Source organism: Photobacterium damselae, assembly GCF_003026815.1.
Lineage (GTDB): Bacteria > Pseudomonadota > Gammaproteobacteria > Enterobacterales > Vibrionaceae > Photobacterium > Photobacterium damselae.
The window spans coordinates 1-26,831 of the sequence record NZ_PYOG01000039.1; the positions used below are offsets into that span (position 1 = coordinate 1).

Here is a 26,831-nt window from a genome sequence, read left to right on the forward strand (position 1 = left end):
TATTAATTACGTTTAGAGCTTGAGAAACGTCCATAAAAAAATCCAAGTGCATTAAATACACTTGGATTTTTACACATCTATAGGATCATTCAACCGATCATTTTGAGCTTAACTGATCGGCATTACCGTCATCGGGCGCTTTTTTATGGCTTTCATTCGATACATATCATCATCTGCACGACGAATAACCTGCTCTAACGTTTCATCAGACGGATATCTTTTAGCATAGCCACAGCTAATTGTGAGATTGTACAACACATCATCCAATTGGAATGGAAGCTTGCATAGGTCATCTAGCCCACGGCGAATAGATTCTTCATCAAACTTAGCAGCGACAATCAGGTTAAATTCATCGCCTCCAACTCGAAATGCCATCCCCAGGTTATGACTCCAGATATAACGATTTAAACGGGCAGAAAACTGGCGTAATAAACTGTCACCAATTTCGTGACCATAAGTGTCATTTACAAATTTAAAATCATTAAGATCGATATAAACAAAAGAGAAATCCTGCTTAGATTCAAACTCTCGACTTAGTTCAAGCTCTAAGGCTTTGCGATTGCCCAACCCCGTCAAGTGGTCAAGCAGTCTTTCATTATGAATATTCTTATAATGTTCAAAAAACTTAATCGTTAGCAATAAACCAATACCGATACAAATATCAATTAGCAACGTAATATATAAAACAAGATCTTGATAGTCGTTCATCTTATTAGAACTATAAATTTTCATGGTCCACGTTGAATTATAAAACGTCTTATTAATTGAAAATAAATAGTGATCTTTTTTTAGATCAACGGTACTCAATATCTGGTTTTTAGCCTGTTGTTTATATTGGGTTGTTAACGAAACCGTATAACCATATTGAGAAAGTTCACTGATTCTACTAAATATTTTTGAATCAGAAATATCAGAAACATAAATAACAAAACCTAAAAACTTTTGCGTTCTATGTAAACTAAATACTGGGTTTCTAAGAATAAAAGCCAAACCGCCTTGATACAGATTTAATGGGCCTGATACATACATAGTTCTGTGCTTTTTTGCATACAGTGCATCTTCTTTTCTATTTTGATCAGAAAACAAATCAATATACGCACGCTTATCAGAAACATGGGGATTAGTAACGGTTACAACACCATTAGGAGCAAATTGAAAGTTCGAACTGCCTTTTACGCCATCAAGTAATTCATCGGAGGCCAGCAAGAATGATTTTTGGTTAAAACCTGTACTGGCTACATAAAAAGACAACCATTTTAGCTTTTCTTGCTCAGTCTTAAAATCATGGCCAAGGTCGTTTAATGCTGTATTTAAATAAGCTTCAACACGACTGTTAGAAAACACTTCTCTATTGTTGATAATTTTGTCAGAGATAATATAGCTCATCAGCAAAACACAAAGATAAAGAAAAAAGGCTAAAACACAAACCTTATTTCCAATTTTTCGCTTTACTTTCATACAGTTGGCTTCACAATGAACTATCTCTTATATGCCGCACATAATATCATACAAAAAAGCATTAACAATATGAATTTACATTCAAATAAATGTTAATTAAGTTAACAATGTTCTCAAAAATAACAAGAGGATAATAGCCTCTTGTTACTTATAATTAACACCCTTTCGTGATCAGTGTTATTGGTTTCTCTAGCGTACCATTGTATTGAATTCGACAGTTGAGAATATTTTTATAAGCATCTTTTACATTCGGCATTATATACACGTCATGATCTAAGCTACCATAAACTAAAAATCCAGATCCTGTAGGTGACATATCTTCCTGGTATTTCTGACTTTTTCTTGGATAAGCATCTATTGATAATATTGATTTTAAATTATTAACGACTTTGTTATTTTTGGATGGGTTGTTGCCAAAAACTAAATCTGGATAATGTGTATTAGAGTATACCAATACTTCATGACCATTAATCTTAATGCATCCTGCGGTTTCGTTATCATTATTGGTTCCGTTAAAGCTTTTACAGTTTTCAGGTGCAATTAAGTTAATTTCTGCTTTTGCTTTCACAAGCTGTATTGCTGTTTCCAAAGCCCCTTTCGTTGCCTTTAATGTAGAAATACGAGCATCTTTTTGTAAGTTAAGAAACTTAGGTGCTGCTGTTACTGCTAATATTCCTAATATAACAATCACAACAACCAGTTCAATTAAGGTGAAACCTCGGTTAATTTTAATCTTCATACTCATGCTTTATGTAATAATTTGGTGAAAGTATTACATAATGAGCAAAGGATAAAATAACTAACTTAGAGGTATAATAGCATGCTAACTAAAATGGCTAGCATTCTAAACAAGCATTTCGAATAGCGTCTAGAATGTTATATCTCAATAGGGAATGGGTAAATTTAAAGTGCTCCGTACAGCGTCAATACTTAATAATTGACGCTGTACGTATTTGTTAAATGCTCGAATCAAACTCTTCAATCAACCCTTGCTTTTTTAGCTCTGCGATAATTGCACCTCTTGTACGAGCATGAATTACAGATAGTTCGTCAACTGATGTATTTGTATTAAATGCTTGTACTAGCTTATCGCGTTCTTCTTCAGCCCAAGGAAGTCCTGCATTCTTAGGAAGACCTTTTAGGATATTTTCTTTCTGTTTTTGTTCGACTGATTTTTTGCCCTTCTTTGGTTGTTTTACAGCTCCAATAACGGTGAACAAAGACCGTATTACTTCGGGGTTATTATAAGGTGAGCACTCAGGTAAAACTTCACCTGAAATTGGGTCAATTCCATTTGCTAGTACTTCAACATTTTTTAGTGCCGCCAATATATCCATATACTTTCCAATTTTCCGCTCACATTTTACGCTCTAGCATAGCATGTTAGTTTCCATGCCAATTAAGGCTAACTTTACCGCTTAAGCCTGAGCCTAAAATACGAATGTAAAGAATCATGTTGGTACATATCGTTGTGTACTTCGTCGCATTACGTATTAATTGGGTAGATTATTTGCCGTGTGGGCGACCATGACAATACAGATATAAAAGCCCTCAATCACCTCATAAACGATGGAATATTGAGAATAATTATTCACACAATTAACTTTGAGCCTTACTGTACACATACCTCAGGTACGACTTTAACCCCGTCAGTTTCTCTTGGCAGTAAATGTAATGATAGGATCGCTTGGCGATCACAAAAATTTACTCGCCGATATAACTCATATGTGAATATTTCTAAGGTGGGTGATTCCCCCGCCCTACACATTCGCACTATTTATTGAAAATTGACCGTCATTTCATTTCTCGATAATCTCAATTGTAAAACAGTTGCTTATCAACAAATTTAATAACAACCTGAGCATTTTATCCTATGACTACTTCCAAAATAGATCTTAATGACCTGCACGACAAAAACATAAACTATTTGATTGGTGCAGGAGCATCAGCAGGTCTATTTCCTACTCTTGCGTTAAATATGCATACCGAGGGGAAATGGGAAACGATTGAAACTTTGGCTACTGAATTCGATTATATTGATGCTAAACACCTAAAAGCCTTGCTGTTCATGTATTACTACGAGGAGTGCATCAAACCTGTTAGTTCTGTTGATTTCACTGCCTTAGAAGACGATGAACAAACAGTCATTGATAATTATAAAAAGTTTATGAAATTGAACCTCGAAATTCTTCGTCGAAAGCGAGGTTACGACAGAAAGATTAATTTTTTCACCACGAACTACGATTCCTGCCTAGCCTATGCAGCAGATGAGCTCTACGAAGAAAAATCCATTCGATTTAACATCAACGATGGCTCTCGTGGTTTCCATAAGAAAATCGTTGAGGCTCGTAACTTCGACTGCATGACTACTGAATCAGGTATTTTCGACCGAAACAAAGAAGTCCAACGACAAATCAATATTATCCACCTTCACGGCTCTGCATTCTGGCGTAAGCACAACGATTCGATCCTTGTTGATTATTCTTCTGCGGGGCAAATAGTTTCTGAATCATCAATCGACAGTATGTACTATGATGATTTTAAAGAGATGTTAGAAAGTGGCTCTCACACTGTGGATCAATTGTGTTCAATGATAATAGATGACGATAACGAAGCTGCATTTGAACGTATACAAGATAACTTCTACAGGGAATATAACCAGTTACCTATCGTGAACCCTACAAAATGGAAGTTTCACGAAACAGTATTTGAAGAACACTATTACCAGATGCTGCGTCACCTTAGTTATGAGTTAGAAAAGCCAAATAGCGTATTGATAGCCTTCGGTTTTTCATTTGCTGATGAGCATATCAGGAACTTGATTAAACGCTCTCTGACGAACCCTACTCTACAGGTATACATCTGTTGTTACAGAGAAACCATGATCCCTGAATTGCAGAAGTATTTCTCTGACTTCAATAACATCAAGTACGTTGTTCATGAAGAAGGTGAAGCATTAGATTTCTCTTACTTCAATTCTCACGTCTTAACACTTGGTGAGGATGACGCATGAGCATCTTCATTGGTGAGGTCACAGCGGTAAATGGCATTCAAATTACGTTGACCGTTGATGAGACATCGAACAAAGACACTATTTTCTATGAAGGTCAGCGATACAAAGGTATCTCTATCAGAGAGTACGTTTCAATTCAGCGTGGCTTCCGTGACATTGTATGTATTGTTGAGGGTGAGTACTTAGATGAAAGACGTTTCCAAGAGAACACGGATAAAATCGAGTACATACGAAAAGTGCATGTTCGCCCTATTGGCTACATCGAAAATGGTAACTTTTTTGAAGGTATCAAGTTCTTACCGTTGATCCGTGATCCTGCCTTCCTGTTACCTGAGCAAGCCTTAAAGACAGTATATTCATCTAGTGCTGAATCAGATTTCTGTATTGGATCATTGTTAAAAGAAGGGATTGAGATATCTCTACCTTGGCAGAAGTTGTTTAATACTCACATTGGTATTTTTGGAAACACTGGTAGCGGTAAATCAAATACTCTAACGAAACTCTTCACCACTTTGTTCGATGAAAAGCATATGAGCAAATCAAACCTGTAAGTAAGTTCGTGCTGCTTGATTTCAATGGTGAGTACATCAAAGATCAAATCGTATCACTGGAACATAAGCACGCCATAGATCTGAATACGAATACAGCAGTCGATCAATTCCCGTTAGCAGAAGACGAGTTCTGGAATGTGGAGACGCTTTCAATTCTTTTCCAAGCCACGACCAATACACAGAAACCGTTTATTAATAGAGTCCTGCAAGGACGCTCAAAGTATGGCTCTGGTAAGGCGAGTGCTCTAAGTTACTTAAAGTATACTATTAAGTTCTGCTTTACTTCATCGTCTCAGAAGCCTGAAGTACTCGACCTCATCAAGAGTGTTCTAAAGAGCACCAATCAAGCAAAAATCCTCGATAAAGTATGCTGGCACGGAAATAAATATAAACTCTTACGCGATAATATGAGTGATGTGTTTTTTAATGGTGAATCTGAATACGACATATACCTAAAAAATATTGTTGATAGCATTCAGATTAATGACCTTGATGCATTTCAGGAATTTAAAATTCTATGCAAATTGAAGTTGATTAATGATTTGATGTTCAACTATGTTCAATTCGATCACATACAGCCACTATTAAAACGTGCAGAATCCTCGCTAGGAGGGTTATCCAAGGTAATCAAAGTAGAGTCTAGTGTTGCTGTTGACGATAAGGCAATAACAGTCATTTCGCTGCGTAATTGCAATCAAGACGTGAAGAAAATCATTCCCCTTCTTGTAACGAAGCACTATTACAATTCTCACAAAAAACAGGTTAAGAAAAGCCCACCAGAAAAGACACTGCACCTAATCATTGATGAGGCACATAACATCCTTTCTCAACAATCAGTACGTGAACAGGCTAACTGGAAAGACTATCGTTTAGAGTTGTTTGAAGAATTGATTAAGGAAGGTCGTAAGTTCGGTATTTTCCTGACGTTATCGAGTCAACGACCTGCGGATATCTCGGCAACGATTATGTCTCAATTGCATAATTTCTTTATCCATCGTTTAGTTAACGATCGTGATTTGTTCTTGTTAGATAACACCATTAGTACATTAGATTCTGTCTCTCGCTCTTTAATTCCGAACCTATCAAGAGGCTCTTGTATTATTACTGGTACTTCGTTTGATTTACCTATGTTGATTCAGGTAGACGAGTTAAACGATAACTGTAAACCAGATAGTAACGACGTACTTCTAGAGAGCCTTTGGTCAGTAAAGACTGAGGAAGAGTCAGCTTAGTTCTGAATTTGTCCAATATGGATTTCTTACTTGTTGCCAATATGTTTTGGATCATAAACAACCAAATAGATTTTAACCTCAATACGTTAAGGAGGAGAAAAAAGTGGACTTAGAATCTATAGTCAATCCATTTTAATCAACAAATTCAAGCAATTTAAGTCTGTTACTTTTAACTAAGATTGGCACTGCTTGTTCAAGCATTTCAGTACCAAAAACGCAAAAAGGCCGCTGAGCAAAACTCAGCGGCCTTCTTTAATATGGCGGAGAGATAGGGATTTGAACCCTAGATACGCTACAAACGTATGCCGGTTTTCAAGACCGGTGCTTTCAACCACTCAGCCATCTCTCCAATGCGATGAATCATATAGAGTCATTGAGTTACAGTAAAGCCCTCTTAGGTTTGTTTGCTCGATATCTATCCGATTTAGCACTAAATGACTTCCACTCGCTCAAAAACCCTACGCAATCGTGTTTAAAAAACTATCAGCAACACTTTTTTAGCTATCAATAGCCATAAACCCCATTAATTCCGTGAGCCCTATCACTTTAGGCCTGAGAGCTGAATCACACCTAAAAACGGTGGGTACAAATGTCCAGTTAATGCCCTATTTGTCTCATTTCCTCACAACGGAGTGCGAACCATAATTGCGTCCAACAAGGCAGCATGCAGCCCGACCTTTGATACAGCTATTTATTGCTAGGGTATAAAAGTCCTAGTAATAGCGAATTAAACGAAATGGAGTTTACCGTTATGAAAAACCAATTGTCGCAATTAAAACGACACCTGCTCACAGGTACCAGCCACATGTTACCTTTCGTTGTTGCCGGTGGTGTACTTCTAGCCCTTTCCGTAATGCTTGGTGGTAAAGGTGCGGTTCCTGAAGGTGTGTTCCTTGAAGGTCTTTGGGACATGGGTATTGCAGGCTTTACTCTTTTTGTTCCTGTTCTTGGTGGTTACATTGCTTACTCAATCGCAGACCGTCCAGCACTAGCTCCAGGTATGATTGGTGCTTACCTTGCAAACCAAGTACAAGCTGGTTTCCTTGGTGCTATCGTGGTCGGCTTCATCGCAGGTTACGTAGTTCTTCAACTAAAACGTATTCCGCTTTCTAATAAGCTAAAAGCCATTTCTACTTACTTTATTTTGCCTATTGGCGGTACGTTTATTGTTTCTGCACTTGTTATCTGGGTTATCGGTGCACCAATTGCAGCGGCAATGGAAGCAATGAATGGCTGGCTACAAGGTATGGCTGGCGCATCTAAAGCATTCTTAGGTGTAATTCTTGGTGGTATGACTGCGTTTGATATGGGTGGCCCAATCAACAAAGTAGCAACTCTATTTGCTCAAACTCAAGTAGGTACTCAACCATGGCTAATGGGCGGTGTTGGCGTAGCAATCTGTGTTCCACCACTAGGTATGTTCTTAGCAACTCTTCTTTCTCCTAAGCGTTACACAGACGAAGAGCGTGAAGCAGGTAAAGCAGCAGGTATCATGGGCTGTATCGGTATCACAGAAGGTGCAATCCCATTCGCAGCCGCTGACCCAATGCGTGTAATCCCATCAATCGTTGTTGGCGGTATGGTTGGTAACGTTGTGGCCTTTATGTTCGGTGTTCTTAACCATGCACCATGGGGCGGCTTAATCGTACTTCCAGTTGTTGATGGTCGTCTGTACTACATCCTAGCAATTGTGGCAGGTTCCGTAGCAACAGCCTTGATGGTCAACGCACTGAAAAAACCTATCGAGCAACGTCAAGATTCAGTACAGCAAGATTCTGACGATGACTCACTAGAACTAACATTTGAATAATTGATTAATAAGTACCAAATTCTGGAGATATAACATGAAACTATTAGGCGTAACTTCTTGCCCATCTGGCGTTGCTCATACTTACATGGCAGCAGAAGCATTAGAAACAGCAGCTAAAGCAAAAGGCTGGGATGTAAAAATCGAAACTCAAGGCTCTATCGGTATTGAAAACGAAATTACCTTAAATGAAGTGGCAGACTGCGATATCGTAATTCTAACTAAAGACATCGCAATCAAAAATGAAGACCGCTTTAAAGGCAAAAAAATCGTTCGAGTTGGTGTTGCAGACGCAGTGAAAAAAGCACCACAAATTATGGACAAAATTGAAGCTCACTTCGCTTCTGCTTAATCCATAACTTCCGCCAGAGCTAATATCTATCAGCTCTGGCGGTTATCCATTCCCTTACTCCATATAATTTTACGCCTTAATTGGCATACAATTTCCAATATCAAATAATAAATATCGAATGCCGCACAGTCCCAAAAATAAAGTGGCATCAAGCTAACAAATTCCAGCATCGCGTATCGCGCATATTGCATCATTAAATGATAATAGATGCATAATTATTACAGGCTTATTGACACCTAATCCAAAACGTTAACCTTATCTCTGCAACTATGGAAATCGCAGAGGTCTTCATTTTAGTACTGATATCATGAACAAAACTTTTGTCGACTTACTGGACAATGTCATCACGGATAGCGCTTCAGTTAATAATATCTGGTTTGCTGGCGACTCGATGCCACCACCTGAAGCGGGCTACCAAGTCAACTTTCCTCGCCTTGAGCTGGTTTTTAAGGGCCGCTATGAAAACACGTTAGAAAATCATCAACAACAGGTCGATCATATTGCCCTTGAAGTGGGTGACGCTCTTTTTATCCCGGCCAACGCATGGAACAAACCAAGTTGGGATCATGAATGTTCAGTGCTCAGTTTGCTTTTTGGTAAGAGTCAATTGGGTTTCAGTTTAGTCAGTAAACGAGAAAATGAAGATGGCTTTTATGATGTGGTGAAATACAGTGTTCCACAACGAACAGGCCATGCGGTTGATCATATTTTAAATGCCCTTTCGAGCTTAGCGCATGAAAAGAAAAAGCAGCCTGCTGATAAATTTATGCTGTTGGCTCTGCTTAGCTATTGCAAAGATATGATTGAAACCCCGATGGAAGATACAGCCCGTCGTAGCCAAGATCTGTTTAAAGGGATCTGCATCTATGTGCAAGAAAACTTTCATCGCAACATTAACCGAAATACCGTTGCAGCGCGTTTTAATATTTCACCAAATCACCTCTCGCGTCTGTTTCGTCAAGAAGGTCACATGCGCTTTGCGGACTATATCTCTTGGGTTCGATTAGAGCGTGCTAAATTTATGCTCAAGCGCTACAACTTTCGCCTAGAAGAGGTGGCCCAACGTTGTGGCTACCACGATTCCAATTATTTTTGTCGAGTGTTTAAACGCAAAACAGGCAAAACACCGACCGAATATCGCAGCTACTAATCTAAAAGATATCTGAAATAGTCTGTAAGTGACGATTTACTTACAGGCTATTTTTATCATCGCTCTATTTAAACTAAGTATTAAACTGAGTAATCGGTCAAATTAGAAACAGTTCACAATTTTTTCTATTGGCTACAGAAGTCCAGTTGGTGGCGTTTTTTGCTACTGAAGTGCAATGAAAAGCATACTAAACTGGATGAAAATCAAGCCGACAATAGGGAGTTAGTTGTGGCGACACTTTTACTTGATGGACAATGGCAATTAACCTCACCACAGCATAGCCATATTGCGATTCCTTGTACCTTGCCTGGTGATGTTCATTCTGCCTTATTAGCTGCAGAACTGATTGTTGATCCCTATTTTGCTGAAAATGAATCTCTTGTTCAGTGGGTCGGTGAAAGTGATTGGTTACTTACCCGTGAGTTTGAGGTTTCACAAGAGATGCTTGATCACTATGCGGTTGATTTAACGCTCTCTTTTGTTGATACAGTCGCTGATATTCAAATAAACCAACACAGTGTTCTTCATTGCAGCAATCAATTTCAAACCTACCACAAAGAGGTAAAATCGACCCTCAAGCTTGGCATTAATCACATCTCTATTTTATTAAAACGCAGCGATATTGAAGCCAAAGTACGAGCAGAAAAGCTTCCTTTCCCTATACCTTGGGCTGAGGGTAATAACCAAATACCGCATATGAATACCTTACGCAAAACACAGTGTCATGCAGGGTGGGATTGGGGGATTTGCCTACTGGTTAGCGGTGTTTATCAATCCATTACACTAGAGCCGTTGAATAACACACGCTTGGTCAATGTCCGTACCACACAAAATTGGTTGAACTCAGAACATTGCCAATTGGAACTTGCTATCACTTATCAAGCTCTGGCCGCATTTGAACAGCAGCAACTTACGATTGATTTTAATCAGCAAGTACACACTATCGCGTTAGCTATTGATAACCAAGATATCGAGAAAAATCATACCCTTTATTATACCATTGATGTCCACCAGCCAAAACGATGGTGGCCAGCAGGTTATGGTGAACAACCTCTTTATCCATTAGAGATTACGCTTAATGAACAGAGCATCACAAAGCAAATCGGTTTTCGTCAATTAGAACTCGATACATCGCTTGATGATATTGGCTCAAAAATGCAGTTTGTTGTAAATGGACAAACCATCACGGCAAAAGGGGCAAATTGGATTCCACTCGATGCCATGCCAAGTCAACAAACTCCAGAACGATATCGCCAATTACTGCAAAATGCTGTCGATGCTAATATGAATATGATTCGAGTTTGGGGTGGCGGTACCTATGAACAAGATTGTTTCTACCAGATCTGCGATGAATTAGGCTTGCTCGTCTGGCAAGATCTGATGTTTGCTTGCGCCCTCTACCCTTCTACGGTTGAATTTATTCAAGAAGTCGAACAAGAAGTTATTCAACAGATAGATCGATTAGCAGATCACCCTTGTCTTGCGCTTTGGTGTGGTGATAACGAAGTGATTGGTGCTATTAACTGGTATCCCGAATCGCGTCAACACCGAGAAAAATACGTGGTTAATTATGACCGCCTTAATCGCGTGTTAGCGCAAATTGTAGCAAAACACGATCCCTCACGTCGCTTTTGGGCCAGCTCTCCTTGTAATGGTGAACTCGATTTTGGTGATGCTTGGCATGATGATAACTGTGGTGACATGCACTTTTGGGATGTATGGCACTCAGGAAAATCATTAGATGCTTATTATCAGGTAAAACCTCGTTTTTGTTCTGAATTTGGCTATCAATCTTGGCCATCATTACCAACCGTTAAAACCTTTGCTGATTATGATGAATGGAATGTCACTTCTCCAACATTTGAAAGTCATCAAAAAAACAAACGAGGAAATAGCATTATAACGGAAATGTTTACTCGTTATTTTCGCTTCCCAAGTAATTTTGCCAATATGTTATATTTAAGCCAAGTTCAGCAAGCACTGGCGATTAAAACAGCCAGTGAATATTGGCGTGCACATAAAAATCATTGCCGTGGTATTTTATATTGGCAACTAAATGATTGCTGGCCTGTAAGCTCTTGGTCAAGTATTGAATATACCGGACGCTGGAAACAACTGCATTACCATGCCAAACGTTTCTTTGCGCCTCAATTAGTCACTTTTATTCAGCAAGACAATGGGCTATTAACCCTAAGTGCTGTAAATGATGAGCATAAAGCCGTGAACTATCAGGGGCAGGTGCTGCAACTTTCATGGCAAGGAGATATTCTCCAAACTTGGCCTATAAATGGAGAATTAACGTCAGACAGCAGTGACATCATCTGGCAACATTTTATGAACACATCCAATATCAATGAGAAAGATCACTTCTATCACGTTGAAATTACTATTGAATGTTACTCTGGAAGTAATAACGGACAAACATCAAAAATTGAGAATGATTATTTTCCTACCGTATTTAAGCAAGCCAAACTGCAACCGGGAAAAATTCACGCTCAGGTTATTGAAGACGAATTAGGTATCATAATTGAGCTCGATTGTGAGGAACCTTGTCTATTTGTTCATCTCGAAGTCGATGATCACCTCAGTCGCTTTAGTGATTCCAGTTTTACTTTATTACCTTCAACGTGTAGCGGATATAAAAAACAGATCCGTTATATAGGACTGCTAAATAAGGATTGTATTGAGAAGCAATTAAAAATATATCATTTAAGTCAAAGTTATTTATCTTAATTAGACTGATATTAAATAACTTTTAAATTATATCAATAAGAGAAATGCACTTAAATTCATTAGGTGTGTTCTCTCTTATTTTAAATAGATTAATACTGCTTAATATCAAAAAATAGAAAATTTATTTAATTAAATACTTTATTTTCGATTTACCACTAAGAAATAAAAAGCAAAGCCAGAAATAGTAATTATGGCTATCCCACTTAACACGGATTTTAAGTTCATTCCAATTAGAGTAAGGAACCGTTATGCTCTTCAATCCAAAATACACCTTAACTTGCCTTGCCATATCGGCTGCCATGGCAACCCCTACCGTTATGGCACAAGAAAAAACCCAACTTACGATTGTGCCCGATTTTTATCCAACCATGATTCGTAACTTTAACCCGTTTTTATCAACAAACTTACGTACCACTACAGACTTTATTTACGAACCTTTGGTGATTTTTAACCAAATGCAAGAAAATAAACCCGTAATGCGTTTGGCTAAAAACTATTATATGTCGGAAGATCTCACCCAAGTGACTTTTGAGATCCGTGACGGTGTTAAGTGGTCAGATGGAAAACCGTTTACCGCAGCCGATGTGGTCTACTCTTTTAACTTGATTAAAGCTAAGCCAGAGCTGGATCCTCGCGGTATTAATAGTTGGATCAAAGCCATCAAGCAAGACGGCAATAAGGTGATTTTTGATCTAACCGAAGCCAATTCAAATTTACCTTATGAAATTTCTGCTGTGCCTATTGTCCCACAGCATATTTGGCAAGATATTAAAAATCCTGAAAACTACGCTAATGAAAATCCTGTCGGCTCAGGTCCTTTCACAGAAATCGATCTCTTTACACCGCAACTCTATGTTCAATGCCGCAATCCACATTACTGGGATAATGACAATTTGGACGTTGACTGTCTGCGAGCACCACAAATTGCCAACAATGATCAACTGCTCAGTAAAATAATCAAATCAGAACTCGACTGGTCGTCTGCTTTTATTCCCGATATTGAAGCTACCTATGTCGCGCGTAACCCTCATCATAAATACTGGTATCCAGCCTCAACCACTCAGTCATTTATGCTGAACTTTAATACCCCGAAAGAAGGCAACCACGAAGCCATTAACAATATTGATTTCCGTCGTGCGTTCTCGATGGCAATAGATCGTCAAATGATCATTGATGTGGCTTTCTATGGTAACGGTGTGGTGAACGACTACGCCTCAGGCTTAGGCGAAGTATTTAAATTGTGGTCCGATCCTGAAACTCACAATAAGTACAAGCAATTTAATACTTACAACGTCGACAATGCCAAAGCACTATTAGCCAAAGCGGGTTTTAAAGATCTCGATGGTGATGGCTTTGTCGAAACCCCAACAGGGAAAAAAATTGAATTAGAAGTGCAATCTCCTAACGGATGGACTGATTTTAATAACACCGTTCAGTTAGGTGTAGAGCAGCTTCATGCAGCAGGCATCAATGCTAAAGCTCGAACGCCTGATTTTGCGGTGTATAACAAAGCGATGGTAACGGGAACTTATGATGTTGCCTATACCAACTACTTTAATGGCGCAGACCCACATCGTTACTGGAGCAGCGCATATCACTCACGTTATCAAGTGGGCGATAGCATGCCGCGTTTTGCTATGCATTTCTTTAAAAACAAAGAGTTAGACACATTAATTGACAGTTTCTATAAAACAGCCAGTGTCGATGAGCAAAAGGCCATTTCACATAAGATTCAAAAGATCATTGCCGAAAACCAAGTCACTATTCCTGTGATGTCGGGCGTTGATGTGTATCAGTTTAATGAATCTCGTTTTACCGGTTGGTGGAGCGCAGAAAATCCAAAAGGTCGACCACTTGCATGGGCTGGAGTTCCTGAGCGCCTACTTCATGTGTTGGATCTTAAGCCAAGAAGCTAATTTACACCGTAAATCTCTTTGATGGCAGCGTGCGGTTTTATGCTGCCATCCTTTTGATCTTGCTCCAAAATCGTAATTAGGGATTGATTATGAGCTTTTTCTTACGTCGTTTAATGTTCTACGTTATCGCGCTATTTTTTGCCGCGACCTTAAACTTTATCTTACCCCGCATGATGCCAGGCGATCCGGTCACTATGATGTTTGCCAACGCGATGGCTCACGTGAGTCCAGAGAAAATCGAAGCCATGAAAAAACTGCTCGGCTTTGTCGATGGACCGCTCTATCAGCAATATTTCTCTTACCTTGCCAATATTTTCACTGGGAACTGGGGCACATCAATCAAGTTTTACCCATTATCAGTCAATGAGTTACTGGGAAGTGCTATGGGATGGTCTCTGTTTCTAACAGGAACGGCAATCATTATCTCTTTTTGTATCGGCTCAACTCTTGGGATCTTTGCCGCTTGGCGTCGAGGCAGCAATTATGATGCCTTTATCTCCCCTGGCATGCTAGTCATTCAATCGGTTCCCTCCGTCGTTATTGCGATGCTGGTTATGTTTATCTTTGCCATTGGTCTTGAATGGTTTCCAACTGGCAACGCCTATACACCAGGCACAATTCCTGATTGGAGCAGTTGGGATTTTTATAAAGATGTGGCTTATCACATGGTCCTTCCTCTAGTGTGTGCCACCGTCACCCAAATCGGGGGCTTTTTGATCAATATGCGTAATAACATGATCAACTTGCTTAATGAAGACTTCATTACCATGGCAAAAGCAAAAGGACTGAGTGAAAACCGAATCGTCTTTAATTATGCGGCTCGTAACGCCATGCTTCCTAGTGTTACGGCTCTGTCTATGGCACTTGGTACCGCCATTGGTGGCCAGTTAATTGTTGAAATGATCTTTAACTATCCAGGACTTGGAACTGTTTTATTAAACGCCATTCATGCCCGAGACTACCAAGTTTTACAGGGACAGTTACTGCTTATGACTCTATTTATGCTGTTCTTTAACTTTATGGCCGACTTGTTGATTGTCTTTCTTGATCCTCGTCTTCGTAATGGGAGTCGTTAAGTATGAAAACCTTTATTAAGTTACTGACAGGTAATCTAAAAGCGTTAACAGGACTTTGCATTTTGGCGCTGTTTTTATTTGTTGCCGTCTTTGCTCCAGTGATCACCAAACACGCCCCTGATAAAGGCACAGGCTACCCCCATGAGTACCCAGCTTTTGTGGTTAAGGCCGCTAAAAACAATCCTGATGGCTGGATAGCAAAAAATCTGGCGACCAACAAACGTACTTTGATGATGTCCCGCAATGCTGATCACGTATTAGGAACATCCAGAATGGGCCGCGATATTTGGTCTCAAGTAGTTTATGGCGCTAGAACTTCTCTATTTGTTGGATTCGGTGCAGGTATTCTGGTTTGCTTTTTAGCGACCTTTATTGGTGTATCGGCTGGCTATTTTGGCGGTAAAGTGGATGAAATATTAACAGCAGCGATGAACATTATGCTGGTTGTTCCTCAGCTGCCATTATTATTTATTATTGCTGCATTTATAGGTCAAGCGGGGCCTGCCACCATAGCCGTCGTCATCGCTATAACCTCGTGGGCGTGGGGAGCCCGAGTGGTACGAGCCCAAACTCTCTCCATACGCGAAAAAGAGTTCATCAAAGCTGCGGAAGTTCTTGGAGAATCCCCATGGCGTATTATTGGCGTTGAAATTTTGCCGAATCTTATCTCAATTGTTGGTGCTAGCTTTATTGGTTGTGTGCTACTGGCCATCATGACCGAAGCCAGTTTGTCATTTTTAGGATTAGGCGATCCAAATGCTATCAGTTGGGGCGTAATGTTGTATAACGTACAAACCTCATCTTCTATGTTAGTTGGTGCGTGGTGGGAAATTTTAACCCCATGTCTTGCTCTTACTTTTATTGCAATTGGTTTATCTCTGCTTAACTTTGCTGTCGATGAAATTGCTAACCCTCAATTACGTTCACACAAAGGGATGCGTCGCTGGCGTGATGCAGCTCAACAACAAGCAAAACAAACGCCATCTAACAGCACTCCAACAGATACAACACCACAGCATTCATAAGATAAGGATATCAAGATGTTAATCTTACATCTCCACCATCATGAGATAACCACAAATCGAACCTCAAGTTTACTTATCGATTTAGGTGAACAAAAAAATATAGAGATTGATTTTCAAGCTGAAGACTATGATGGCACCGTCAGTAAAAGCGCCTATTCCATAGCTGATATTCAAGATCTGGGCTGTCTTCTTGGCCAACAATTGAGTAAAAGCCAACAACTGACCCTGTACATCACGCCATTATGCTTACAGCACATAGAGGCTGAGTATTGGATAAAATGGCTCTCATTTGGTCTAGCATTAGCTAACTATCGCTACCAGCATCAACCTACAGCGACTATCTCGACGTCCATCACTCAGTATCAATTAGAAACAAGTAATACTCGCTGGCAACAAGCATTTAATGAAGGAAAAGTGCTGGCACTAAGCCAATTAACCGCGCGCGAGCTAATCAATAAACCGGGCAATGTTCTTTATCCTGAAAGTTTTGTCTCAGCAGTAGAACAGTTAGCACTTAGTGGCGTTACTTTATCTGTTCTTGATGATATTACAATGCAAGAGCAAGGCTTTGGCGGCTTAATGGGGGTAAGCCAAGGCAGCAATAAAGCTCCTCGCTTATTAACCCTTGAATATACGCCCGCCAATCCCTCTTGCACCATAGCGTTAGTAGGGAAAGGCGTCACCTTTGATTCTGGTGGCATTAGCTTAAAACAGCCGAGCTATATGAGCACAATGAAAACTGATATGGCTGGCGCTGCAGCAGTTGTTGGCGCAATTCAGGCAATCAGCACCTTACAACTTCCTGTACACGTGATTGGTTTATGTGGGTTAGTGGAAAACATGCCATCTAGCCAAGCCTTAAAACCTGGTGATGTCGTCACTATGTTGTCGGGCAAAAGCGTTGAAATCATCACCACAGATGCAGAGGGTCGTATGGTTCTGGCCGATGTTCTTCATTATGCGCAACAACAGTATCAACCTGATTATCTTATTGATATTGCAACCCTAACAGGAGCTGCAGGGATTGCTCTGGGTAAAGCTTACGCTGCGGTAATGGGTAATGATGAAGAGTTGATCAAACAAGCTCAACACTCTGGACTGCAATGTTTTGAGCGTTTGTGGCCTCTTCCTATCGACCCTTGGTATCAAGACATTCTTGCCAGTGATTACGCGGATTACCGCCATGGAGGTGAGACACCAGATGGCAGTCCTTGTGTTGCAGCAACCTTCCTCGCTCAGTTTATTCAACCACAACAAAAATGGATCCATATCGATTGCGCAGCGATGACCTTCCAGCCACAGCGAAAGCTTTACAGCAAAGCAAGCACTGGATTTGGCACTCTGTTATTAACTCAACTGTGCGAACACATCGCCAAAGATAATATTTAAAGGACACGTTTAGCATGATTTTAATTGCAAATTCAGAAGCTTACCCAGGAATTGCAGAAACAGCACGTCAACTCCAAGCTGGCGAAGATGGCCTTATTGCATCTATTGAAGGCATTCGATTGGTTGAAAGCGATCCAAGAGTTAGAACAGTAGGTTATGGCAGTTGGCCCAATGTTCTTGGGGAAATGGAGCTTGATGCCTCGGTTATGGATGGCAATAGTCTTCGTACTGGCGCGGTTGGTGCACTCAAAGGCTTTATGCATCCTATCGATGTTGCCTATCGTGTTATGACAGATCTTAACCATGAGATCTTAGTCGGTGAAGGCGCTGCGATTTTTGCCAAAGAGATTGAGGCCAAAGAGGGAGATAATCTGATTGAAGATTCCAAACGAGTTTGGTGGGAAAAGCTAGAGCAGTCGATGACAGAGGAAGAAAAAAATGCATTTCCCCATATTCCATTAGCAAAATTATCCAATAATGCCACCGATCCAGAACGTGTTCGTGATACAACTGTTTTTCTAGCCTCTGACAGTGAACATAAAATCACAGCCGCCACCTCAACATCGGGCTGGGCGTGGAAGTATCCGGGCCGATTGGGCGACAGTCCGATTATTGGGGCAGGATCATATGCCGACAGTCGATATGGAGCTTGTGCATGTACTCATACCGGAGAGATGAATATTCGTTGTTCAACCGCTCATGCTGTGGTGCTTTATATGAAGATGGGGATGAGTTTAGATGATGCTGTTTATGAAGCCATCAATGATCTCAAATACCTAAAAGATGGCTATACCGAGGGTGTGACCATTCATGCTATTGATAATAAAGGTAATCATAAAGTCGTGAGCTTAAACTGCCCAGGGCCTATCCCTTACTGGTTCTGGCAAGATGGTATGTATGGGCCAGAAGAGCGTTTTGCTGAAGTCATTATGACCAAATAGCGGCGGCAAAAATAATTAGAACAAAATGAAAAGCCCTTTACTAAAATGTTCCCTAATCATTAGGTACAAACTAAAGGGCTCTTTTTTCGATTGATATATTAAAAATTAGCTATTAACTAACTCCAACATTTGTTTTTGTACTTGTCCTTGAACAGATGCAGTCTGCTCAATCCCTTGGCGCATATCCAAATGATTCGTGCGATATTCCCGTGGAGTGACACGTAAAATGGATTTAAATTTCGCATTAAAATTCGATAAAGATGAAAAACCGACCTCGGCACCAATATGCGCCACACTCCAATCAGTAGAAACCAGATAACGCGCAGCTTGCTTTACTCTTTGCTCAATCAAATATTGGCGAAAAGTTACGCCAAGGTTGGCATGAAAAAACCGCGAGAACGTACTCTCTGCCATGCATAATTGTTCGGCAACAACTGTGACAGTTAATGGTTCTGCTAGGTTATTTTCAATGTATTTAAGGGCCATCTGTACCCTATCTTCTGCTCGTTTGCTGTTACTAATTTCGATACAGTTATTGATTAAATAACGCTCTGGGGTAATAGCGGCTAATTCATCAAGCAGAGCCAATAAATTCAAAACTTGTTTAAATTCAAAGGTGTTTTCCATTTTCTGGAAATACGCTTTAAACAGACTTAACTGCTCGCCACTAAATAGCAGACCACTCTTTGCTTGTTCTAACATACTGCGAATATTGGCAAATTGAACGCTATCAACAAAAGTCTGCCCTAGTGCATTCAATCTAAAATGAAGTACATCACAATCATTTACCAAAGCGCGACGGGAACAACTGCTTTTCTCAAGAGATAAACGAAACGGATTAAAAGGAGCTAAGAGAACGATTTGATTAGGCTGTAGCTTGAGATGATGGGTTGCAAGATGAAGAATACATCCGGGGCTATTTGGGTGTATCAATATATAATCAGCACCGAAAATAAGATGCTGAGTTTCCTCTAATTTTTGCATATCAAACATCAAAAACTTGGCTGTTTGCGCCACAGCTCTCTGATACATGATTGTCTCCTCCTTGACTCATCTAAACATTTTAAACCAGCAATCCAGTTTAGTGACTCTGTCTATTCATGTTTAAAAGACAGCTCAGCTTCCATAGCTTTATACCTCAATCATTTATAGATACTTAGGTATATGTTACTTATTCAATATTACCGTTATGGATAAACGAGCTATTCATTCAAATTTATATTAACGACGTATTATTGATTGAATTTGATTAATTCGCCGTTGTAATAAAGTCAAAACGTGATATTCGTCTTCAGCTTAACAAGAACAATGCTGTTTATGTGATAATCAGACAGAAACAAAAAGAAATGAAAATAGCCACTTTCATAAAAAGACAATCTTACGCACAGTTTATAATCGTCAAAAAAACGTCAACAAAGAAAACTCTATCCTTATGATTTAAAAGTCTTTTACTCATAAAAACATCGACAGCAGATTTTTATTAGTTTCCAGCATAACTTGACTATTAAGCAAAAATAAAAAGCGCAATATATAAGTCATTGAAGGGCGGAACAAAGCTCATCAACGGAAAGAAATAGAAACATTATACATTGTAAGAGATACGATCAAAAAATACATTCGCCGTATATCAATAATAATTCACGGCAATAAATAACAATGTTAATGAAGGAATCTATTTCATAATTAATATTCGTTCTCACGGAGAATTAGCAATGAGTATTTCTAATGACTTATATCCAAATGCATCTTTACCACTAGAGCGCAAAGATTCTGGTGTTCCAATTGTGCGCCCTGGATTGCATGTTGAGTCTTATAACGATTTTGACCCTCTTCGCCACGTAATCGTTGGTATCGCTGACAACCAGCATATTCCAGAAGCGTGCCCTGCAAGTAATGAAAAAATCCCTGCTGACTCTCCAATGCGTGGCAGTAAAGCAGGTCGCCGTACACAAGAGACCATCGAGCGTGCGAATGAGTGCTTAAATGGCTTTGCTAAAATCCTAGAAAATCGCGGTATTATTGTTGACCGCCCAGGAGCTGTAGACTGGCATTCTCGTATTACCACACCTGATTTTTCTATCAGTTCTGGCTTTGGTTGTATGCCTCCTCGTGACTGCTTACTAACTATGGGTAAGAGCATTCTGATGGCACCAATGAGCTTCCGTAGCCGCTACTTCGAATATCTAGCATACGTGGATCTACTACGTGAGTACTTTGAATCAGACCCTGAGTGTATGATCGAGCAAGCACCTCGTCCTCGCCTATCTGATGACAGTTTCCGTATGGACTATGTTGCCGCTTACGAATACCTATCAGATGAAGAAACAATGGCTCGCTCTCTTCGTAAAGAGTACAGCACCAAAGAAACTGATATTCTATTTGATGCTGCCGATGTTATGCGCCTAGGTAAAGACATCTTTGTTCAGCACGGCCTAACTACTAACCTTGCTGGTATTCGCTGGATTAAGCGTAAGTATGAGCCAATGGGATACCGTATTCATACTCTAAGCTTTGAAGATAACCACCCAATTCATATCGATGCAACATTCTGTCCGCTACGTCCTGGATTGATGTTATTGAACCCTCATCGTCCTCTATTCAAAGGCCAGCGTGATATCTTTGAGAAGAACGGTTGGGAAATCGTGGAAGCGGTTCAACCTGCATGGGATAACCCACCTCCACTATGTTACTCAAGTACTTGGTTATCAATGAATACCTTGATTCTTGACCATAAAACTGTGTGTGTTGAAGCGTCTGAACATGGTCAAATGGAGCAATTTGATAAGCTTGGTTTTGAAGTGGTTCCTGTCGATCTTCGTGATGCTTATGCGTTTGGTGGTGGTCTACACTGTGCAACAGCTGATGTATGGCGTGAAGGTACTTGTGAAGATTACTTCTCTAACCAATTCTTCGGTGCTCATAGCGTTGAGAACTGGGAATACTAAACTATCGAACTCACTCCTTGAGCTAAGATAATCCAGTAATTTAAGAACCTCTATCAATTTGTTAGAGGTTCTTTTTTTGGAGCTTATTATCTATTCAATAATCTTAAATTCTATTTGCGCCCTATCTTGCAAATTAACAATTTGACATGCTAAATTTACTCTCGTTTTCATACTCCTAACGACTTTAGTGATACTCAAATCATCAACCTCAAAGCTCCTGCCGACAAACAGTATTTTTGACATAAAAAGCACTTCAAAATGTTCCGTTATTTTATTTTTTATCAAATTGTTTTGCTCTTTTCGCCAAGCTTTCCTATCAATCTGTGAAGGTTCTTGTCCTGTATTAGTGTGGTTCTTTTTGAAATTATCTCTAAGCTTGAAGCAAAAAACTGAAGTTATCTGACTCTTCAGGCCAAAAAGTATTAAAGCCGATCTCTGGGGAGTGAATGCATTTTAATTCTGCTTTCATTATTAATCCACAATATCCAAGTGACCATTACCTTGCCATTGACCTTCGGGTTTAAACCGACACTCTAAATTAGCTTGAGTCATTTATGATGGAGATGCTGGATACGGTGATCCAACAAGCGGCTTCTTAGGTATCTAGGCTTATTTCATCCCAGTCATCAGTACATAATATCCACTCCAAAGCCCTACGTCTTTCGCTAATTACGTGCCGACCTACGTCGCCGTGTAAATCTTGAATATTCACCTCTGCATTAACTATCGCCCAATGAAGGCAATAAGCTAAATCACAAGCAGATATGATTTGAGCGATAGAACGAACTGCGGACTGAGTTTTATATTCAGAAGAGCTTTTATCGTTTTTAATATCTGGAAAACGCTTAATCAAAGTATTGTCGCAGGTGGAATCAAAAGGTATAGACTTAACAAAACCCAATGCCCAAGCAAAAGCATTTAGCCCCTCTACTTGTGATTGAAAAAATGAAATATCTCCTTCACCATCATTAAGAAAGCTTCTTTCTGAATCGCTCAGATAATCTATAACACCTTCCCGCACCATCCATTGGATGGCTGAAGGTTTATCAAAACCATAAGAACAAGCAACAACAGCAAAGAGTGCTAAACTACGCCCTACAATTTCTTCTTGTGGTCGCAACTTAATACCATCATCAAACAACGGCAAAATAGTGTTTATTTCATAACCCAGCTTTTCAGCACTGCTCAATGATTTTTTACGTATCTTTTGTAGATCCATAATATCCTTCAATTAGAAATAGTCGGCAAAACCGCCAATACCATCTTTATGTAATACATTTTGAAGGCTCTTATCTCGGTATACTTCTTTGCGCAATAGTTGCATCGATTCCGGATTACCTTTTGGGTGATGCCATTCAGTACCTAGCGGATTTTTCAGCCCACTTTTACCAGACTTCATGTGCTGGAGAACATCCTTATCAAGAAGATTGTTCATTCCTTTAGCAAAGCTTGAATCGTTTTCTAACGCATTAGCAAGCGCTTTATTAGCAGAGTTACGATGAGCACTTCGTGTAGTTCCACTGATTGGAGCTTCGGTTAAAACTTCGAGGAAACCTCCCCTCTTTGTAACCCCAAAATCCATCAGCAGCTCGTTCTACTACTTTAGCCTTTTTACTCACGATAAAAAGACTCCAGAAGCAACGTGTGTGACTACAATACCAGCTTTTTGTTGCCAAGGTTGCTCTGTATTTAACGCGTCAATCATCTTAGTTACTTGTTCATGGATATCTTCTCCTCATCTAAGGTGATTCAGATTTCTTTCAACCTGACGATTTTGCCTTTTTCATTAGGCAAACGAAAAAGGCCAAGTGCTATTAGACTTGACCTTTCGTAAAATTATTACCATATTTTAAGACAGGGCATAAAATAAGATAAGTTAATCAGTTGTACCATCACCATTGTAAGCATGTGGACTAGAGTATTTCCATAAAGGGTTCCAGTAATTATCCAATAGCTCTTGAACAAAATCCCCCTCAATTAAATTGTCTAATTCGGTTAGATTACCTGGATACAAGTTATCAGAACCAACAATACACGCCTCATCATCGATAATCATAATTTTCGCATGGTTACCTGGAGCTGCGCCAACACGAGGGAAGAAAAAGCCACTTGCATTAATTGTTGCGTAAAATGGATGGCCAATAATGCCATGATGAGGTGGCTCTTCAGCTAAAGTTCGTTGCTTTAATGAGGCTGTACGACCTTCAGGAGGTAGCTTAGGCCATTTATAGGTTTCACCTTCAACTTGCTTATCATCAGGTACTTGATCCGTATAATAAAATGGCGCAATGTACAATCGAGTTAGTGCATCAGCTCGTTTTCCATCACTATCATCAAGTAATTCGTCTGTATCGACATCATGAGTCATGTAGTATTTCATCAAACCAAATGTACGAATAGCACCTGAACCGAATGAATATTGATCTCCTGCAGCACCGGCACCCGCATCTAGAGGAGAAACCACAACTTGAACTTCTAATTCAGGGTTTTTCAGTAACGCTTCTATGATCCATTGGCATACAGAGTGATCTTTCCAGTTCTTTTTCCATGCACTAACAATATCTTGTTGAGACATGCGTACGACTTTCTTAGCATTTAGGATTAAGTTCTTCTTCATAACTTCAGCACCAATCTTAAAATCACTTTCTCGATTAGGGCCTGTCCAGTACTTACCAAGCGTCAAAATACGATCCGCTTTTTTATACTTTTCTAATCCATCATAAGCATTATATGTAATGCGCTCTTCAAACACAGGATGTTGTAAATCTTGTACCGAACGAAGGTCAAACTCTTTAATATCATTAACAGGAGGCAGCGGAGCCAAGATTGACTGCTCTGGATCTACTCCAGGTTGAACACCACTCTCATGAATATCTAGCAACTTACTTTGTTGTTCTTGCATGTAATCTTGAACATAACTTAGAGTTAAAGGATCACTTGGATAATCTGGCTCAGAATCACGATTAATCCACTCTAAAGAGTCAAGATCTAACGACTCTTTCGTTAGCAAATATGTGTCTGCAACCCACATATTATTTAAAAATAGCTGTGCGCCATAAGAAGCATCTCCATGGAAAACAGCCGATACATCATGTACAGGAGGGTAGCTTCTAAATAAATCCATATTTAAGTTATGCCCCCCCATTAATGATTCAAAACCATCCACTGAAATAATTTTTGCATGGTTCCATGTCATTTTCGTTCCATAGTCAGACACAAGATCAGCTGGAAGTATCTTTTTTTGCAAAGATTGCAAAGAACCAGCAACGCGCTCAAAGAAACGGCCAACAACAAATTCGGGCATAACTTCCCAATATTGACCACGTTCTTTGATAAGGCGAACAAGACTTTCTTTTAACAGTGTTAAATCAGGAGCTTCGTATACTGGATAAAAAGGCGTTTGACCAAAAATAAAACGAAATTGCGTTAGTTCTGTTCGTCCCATTTTCGTTGTCATTGTAGTATCAATAGCTCCTAAAATTGCTTTACCCCAATCAGGATCTGGACTATTTAGCGATGCAAGGTCACAGCGATAACGAGATTTTTGGATAATCTCCACAACTGAACGTTCAAATTCTGCTTGACGTTCATAAGCTCGCGGCATGATTTCAGGGCCAAAAGGTAATCCCCAAATATTAGGTATATCTAATAATTTAACGTAATTATTTTTACTATCGTGATAAAAGAAACCTTTATCCACTAACTCAGCTTTAACAGCATCAATTTTACTCATGATTATTTCCCTAAATTAATTCAATTTTTAATAATGTTTATATATTTAATGCCGAGTTGGGATTACAAAAATTTCCAATCAACCCATCCTTTTCCTTGTCTTTCACTAGTAAGGGGATAAGAGAGCTTATAAGGAGGCATACCTACAACATCTTCTAGATAGTAATTATTCAATGGGTTATAACCATAAATAGATGAAACACGACGAACATAAGGGCGATTAGGGAGACTACTTGTACGAATATATCCACCTCCCATCATGTCGAATTCACGGTGGAATCGGTGAATATGTTGGCGTAATTCAAGAACATCTTCTTTAACTGCACAAGAGGCCTTAAATTGGCTTCCCCATTGAGTTAAATATCCACGAGCAACTTTGTAGATAAGTTCAGGAGCTGGTGCTACGTTTGTGCTATCTTTTGTCGGATCGTATTGTGCGCCCGCTGTAGTGTTACCCGCCATTGTGCTATGACGGCCACGACAAACATAAAGCTCATAGCCTTGAGGTTGAGGGGCTGTATCATCAGGAGCTAAAGGATCTTTTTGCTGAGCATCATCCGCCATAACACTCCAATCACTTTGTCCCTTAAACCAATTACGCCATGATTGATTGTGTAATTCAATATCGTTATTTTCGCCTCTCATTCGACCATTCGGACGAGGAACCACGGCTTGGAATGCATGTTCAGTTTTGCTGCCACACATATCCCACGCATAGATGCCAACATAATTTACAACGTTAGGTGGTAATTGCGTTAACAAACCATACCATTCACCAGGGCCTGGAACTGGTTCAATAGCAAAGATATTAACCGGAGTATTACGAACAGTCTCATCGACATACGCATATAAGAACCAAGCGGCCATGATTGCTTCACATGCACCACGACTATGACCAATCATATTAATGGTTTCAGCTTTACTTGCAGCCGCAATATTAGCGCCATGTAAAGCGAGGGCTGGCATAGAACTGCCGCGTGCAGCTTCAATTAAAGAATATTGATCACCACTGATATAGCTCTGAATATAAGACAATAGTTTTGGAGAAGCTTTTAATTGGCCAGCTACATGAAGTTTTTCACTAGTTCCATTCATTGCCCAATCATTTTGCCCAACACCTCGGACTGAAACACCTAACCCACCAAGTTCTTTCATTAGACGAACAGGAATATATCCTGTTGAGGGCAAATAAATATCTTTATTACTATCAGATCTTGATACTTCTCCTTCATCGCGAGTACAGCTAGTACCACAAAATGAAAGTGTCACTGTATTTGTATCTTGTGAAACAGAAAAACGAGGGAAGGCAGATACGGGAGAGCTTAGAATGATACCAGCAGTACCAGCTAAACCTGATTTTAAGAAATTACGTCTTTTAAGGAGCTGTAGTGGTCAACAAATACTGGCCACAGTATTAGAGGTTAACCAATATAATCGTTCGGATTCATTCGGTGTTAATCCGCCATTATATTGATGTGGTCGTAATTGGCTGTAATAACCAATAATATATC

General features: G+C 39.7%; 21 protein-coding genes and 1 tRNA gene. 13 read left to right on the plus strand and 9 right to left on the minus strand.

Going from position 1 to position 26,831, the window contains the following annotated elements:
- Window positions 1–108: 108 nt before the first annotated feature.
- From CTN07_RS20215 to CTN07_RS20225, 3 genes are all read right to left on the minus strand, one after another.
- Window positions 109–1,386: a sensor domain-containing diguanylate cyclase gene (locus tag CTN07_RS20215; RefSeq protein WP_170107348.1), complete on the minus strand. Its 1,278-nt coding sequence runs from the start codon at window positions 1,384–1,386 to the stop codon at window positions 109–111.
- 226 nt (window positions 1,387–1,612) lie between these two features.
- A complete protein-coding gene (locus tag CTN07_RS23290; protein WP_005304088.1) occupies window positions 1,613–2,197 on the minus strand; it encodes a type II secretion system protein in 585 nt (194 codons plus the stop codon).
- A gap of 217 nt (window positions 2,198–2,414) precedes the next feature.
- On the minus strand, window positions 2,415–2,795 hold the full coding sequence (locus tag CTN07_RS20225; RefSeq protein ID WP_036765388.1) for a hypothetical protein: 381 nt from the start codon (window positions 2,793–2,795) through the stop codon (window positions 2,415–2,417).
- A gap of 536 nt (window positions 2,796–3,331) precedes the next feature.
- On the opposite strand from CTN07_RS20225, the gene CTN07_RS20230 reads away from it, so the two are divergent.
- Genes CTN07_RS20230 through CTN07_RS20235 form a run of 3 tightly spaced genes read left to right on the plus strand, consistent with a single transcriptional unit; the run spans window position 3,332 to window position 6,254 of the window.
- Window positions 3,332–4,471 carry an SIR2 family protein gene (locus tag CTN07_RS20230; RefSeq protein ID WP_005304082.1) on the plus strand — a complete coding sequence of 380 codons (1,140 nt, stop codon included), beginning with the start codon at window positions 3,332–3,334 and terminating at the stop codon, window positions 4,469–4,471.
- A complete protein-coding gene (locus tag CTN07_RS23155; protein WP_036765387.1) occupies window positions 4,468–5,022 on the plus strand; it encodes a helicase HerA domain-containing protein in 555 nt (184 codons plus the stop codon). Before CTN07_RS20230 ends, CTN07_RS23155 begins: the two co-directional genes overlap by 4 nt.
- 8 nt (window positions 5,023–5,030) lie before the next feature.
- Window positions 5,031–6,254: an ATP-binding protein gene (locus CTN07_RS20235; protein ID WP_005304080.1), complete on the plus strand. Its 1,224-nt coding sequence runs from the start codon at window positions 5,031–5,033 to the stop codon at window positions 6,252–6,254.
- 258 nt (window positions 6,255–6,512) lie between these two features.
- Here CTN07_RS20235 and CTN07_RS20240 read toward each other — a convergent pair.
- Window positions 6,513–6,603 (minus strand) — tRNA-Ser (locus CTN07_RS20240).
- Window positions 6,604–7,005: 402 nt separating this feature from the next.
- Here CTN07_RS20240 and CTN07_RS20245 point away from each other — a divergent pair.
- From CTN07_RS20245 to CTN07_RS20285, 9 genes are all read left to right on the plus strand, one after another.
- A complete protein-coding gene (locus tag CTN07_RS20245) occupies window positions 7,006–8,064 on the plus strand; it encodes a PTS fructose transporter subunit EIIC (protein ID WP_036765385.1) in 1,059 nt (352 codons plus the stop codon).
- Window positions 8,065–8,098: 34 nt separating this feature from the next.
- A complete protein-coding gene (locus CTN07_RS20250) occupies window positions 8,099–8,413 on the plus strand; it encodes a PTS fructose-like transporter subunit IIB (RefSeq protein ID WP_005304073.1) in 315 nt (104 codons plus the stop codon).
- Between the two features lie 307 nt (window positions 8,414–8,720).
- Entirely contained in the window at window positions 8,721–9,563 is an 843-nt protein-coding gene (locus tag CTN07_RS20255) for a helix-turn-helix transcriptional regulator (protein ID WP_005304069.1), read from the plus strand.
- Window positions 9,564–9,791: 228 nt separating this feature from the next.
- Complete coding sequence (locus tag CTN07_RS20260; protein ID WP_005304066.1) at window positions 9,792–12,296, plus strand: beta-mannosidase; 2,505 nt, start codon at window positions 9,792–9,794, stop codon at window positions 12,294–12,296.
- A 299-nt stretch (window positions 12,297–12,595) separates the two neighbouring features.
- Window positions 12,596–14,212, plus strand: coding sequence for an ABC transporter substrate-binding protein (locus CTN07_RS20265; protein WP_225314641.1), 1,617 nt, complete (start codon window positions 12,596–12,598; stop codon window positions 14,210–14,212).
- 89 nt (window positions 14,213–14,301) lie between these two features.
- Window positions 14,302–15,288, plus strand: coding sequence for an ABC transporter permease (locus CTN07_RS20270; RefSeq protein WP_005304062.1), 987 nt, complete (start codon window positions 14,302–14,304; stop codon window positions 15,286–15,288).
- Between the two features lie 2 nt (window positions 15,289–15,290).
- A complete protein-coding gene (locus CTN07_RS20275; protein ID WP_005304059.1) occupies window positions 15,291–16,313 on the plus strand; it encodes an ABC transporter permease in 1,023 nt (340 codons plus the stop codon).
- 15 nt (window positions 16,314–16,328) lie between these two features.
- Window positions 16,329–17,702, plus strand: a complete 1,374-nt coding sequence (locus CTN07_RS20280) for a M17 family metallopeptidase (RefSeq protein ID WP_005304057.1) — start codon at window positions 16,329–16,331, stop codon at window positions 17,700–17,702.
- Between the two features lie 14 nt (window positions 17,703–17,716).
- Entirely contained in the window at window positions 17,717–18,643 is a 927-nt protein-coding gene (locus CTN07_RS20285) for a glycosylasparaginase (RefSeq protein ID WP_005304054.1), read from the plus strand.
- A 105-nt stretch (window positions 18,644–18,748) separates the two neighbouring features.
- Here the strand turns inward: CTN07_RS20285 and CTN07_RS20290 are convergent, their stop codons facing one another.
- Complete coding sequence (locus CTN07_RS20290) at window positions 18,749–19,675, minus strand: AraC family transcriptional regulator (RefSeq protein WP_005304050.1); 927 nt, start codon at window positions 19,673–19,675, stop codon at window positions 18,749–18,751.
- A 680-nt stretch (window positions 19,676–20,355) separates the two neighbouring features.
- Between CTN07_RS20290 and CTN07_RS20295 the strand changes: the two genes are divergently transcribed.
- Window positions 20,356–21,588, plus strand: coding sequence for a serine/threonine protein kinase (locus CTN07_RS20295; RefSeq protein WP_005304047.1), 1,233 nt, complete (start codon window positions 20,356–20,358; stop codon window positions 21,586–21,588).
- Between the two features lie 595 nt (window positions 21,589–22,183).
- On the opposite strand, the gene CTN07_RS20305 is transcribed toward CTN07_RS20295, so the two are convergent.
- The 4 genes from CTN07_RS20305 to CTN07_RS20320 form a co-directional block, all read right to left on the minus strand.
- Window positions 22,184–22,807 (minus strand): DUF4272 domain-containing protein, encoded by a 624-nt coding sequence (locus tag CTN07_RS20305; RefSeq protein WP_005304044.1) that lies wholly within the window; start codon window positions 22,805–22,807, stop codon window positions 22,184–22,186.
- Between the two features lie 12 nt (window positions 22,808–22,819).
- Window positions 22,820–23,170: an HNH endonuclease gene (locus CTN07_RS20310; protein WP_036765383.1), complete on the minus strand. Its 351-nt coding sequence runs from the start codon at window positions 23,168–23,170 to the stop codon at window positions 22,820–22,822.
- Between the two features lie 294 nt (window positions 23,171–23,464).
- A complete protein-coding gene (locus tag CTN07_RS20315; RefSeq protein ID WP_005304038.1) occupies window positions 23,465–25,321 on the minus strand; it encodes a phospholipase D-like domain-containing protein in 1,857 nt (618 codons plus the stop codon).
- 62 nt (window positions 25,322–25,383) lie between these two features.
- Window positions 25,384–26,589 carry a hypothetical protein gene (locus CTN07_RS20320; RefSeq protein WP_005304035.1) on the minus strand — a complete coding sequence of 402 codons (1,206 nt, stop codon included), beginning with the start codon at window positions 26,587–26,589 and terminating at the stop codon, window positions 25,384–25,386.
- Window positions 26,590–26,831 lie beyond the last annotated feature (242 nt).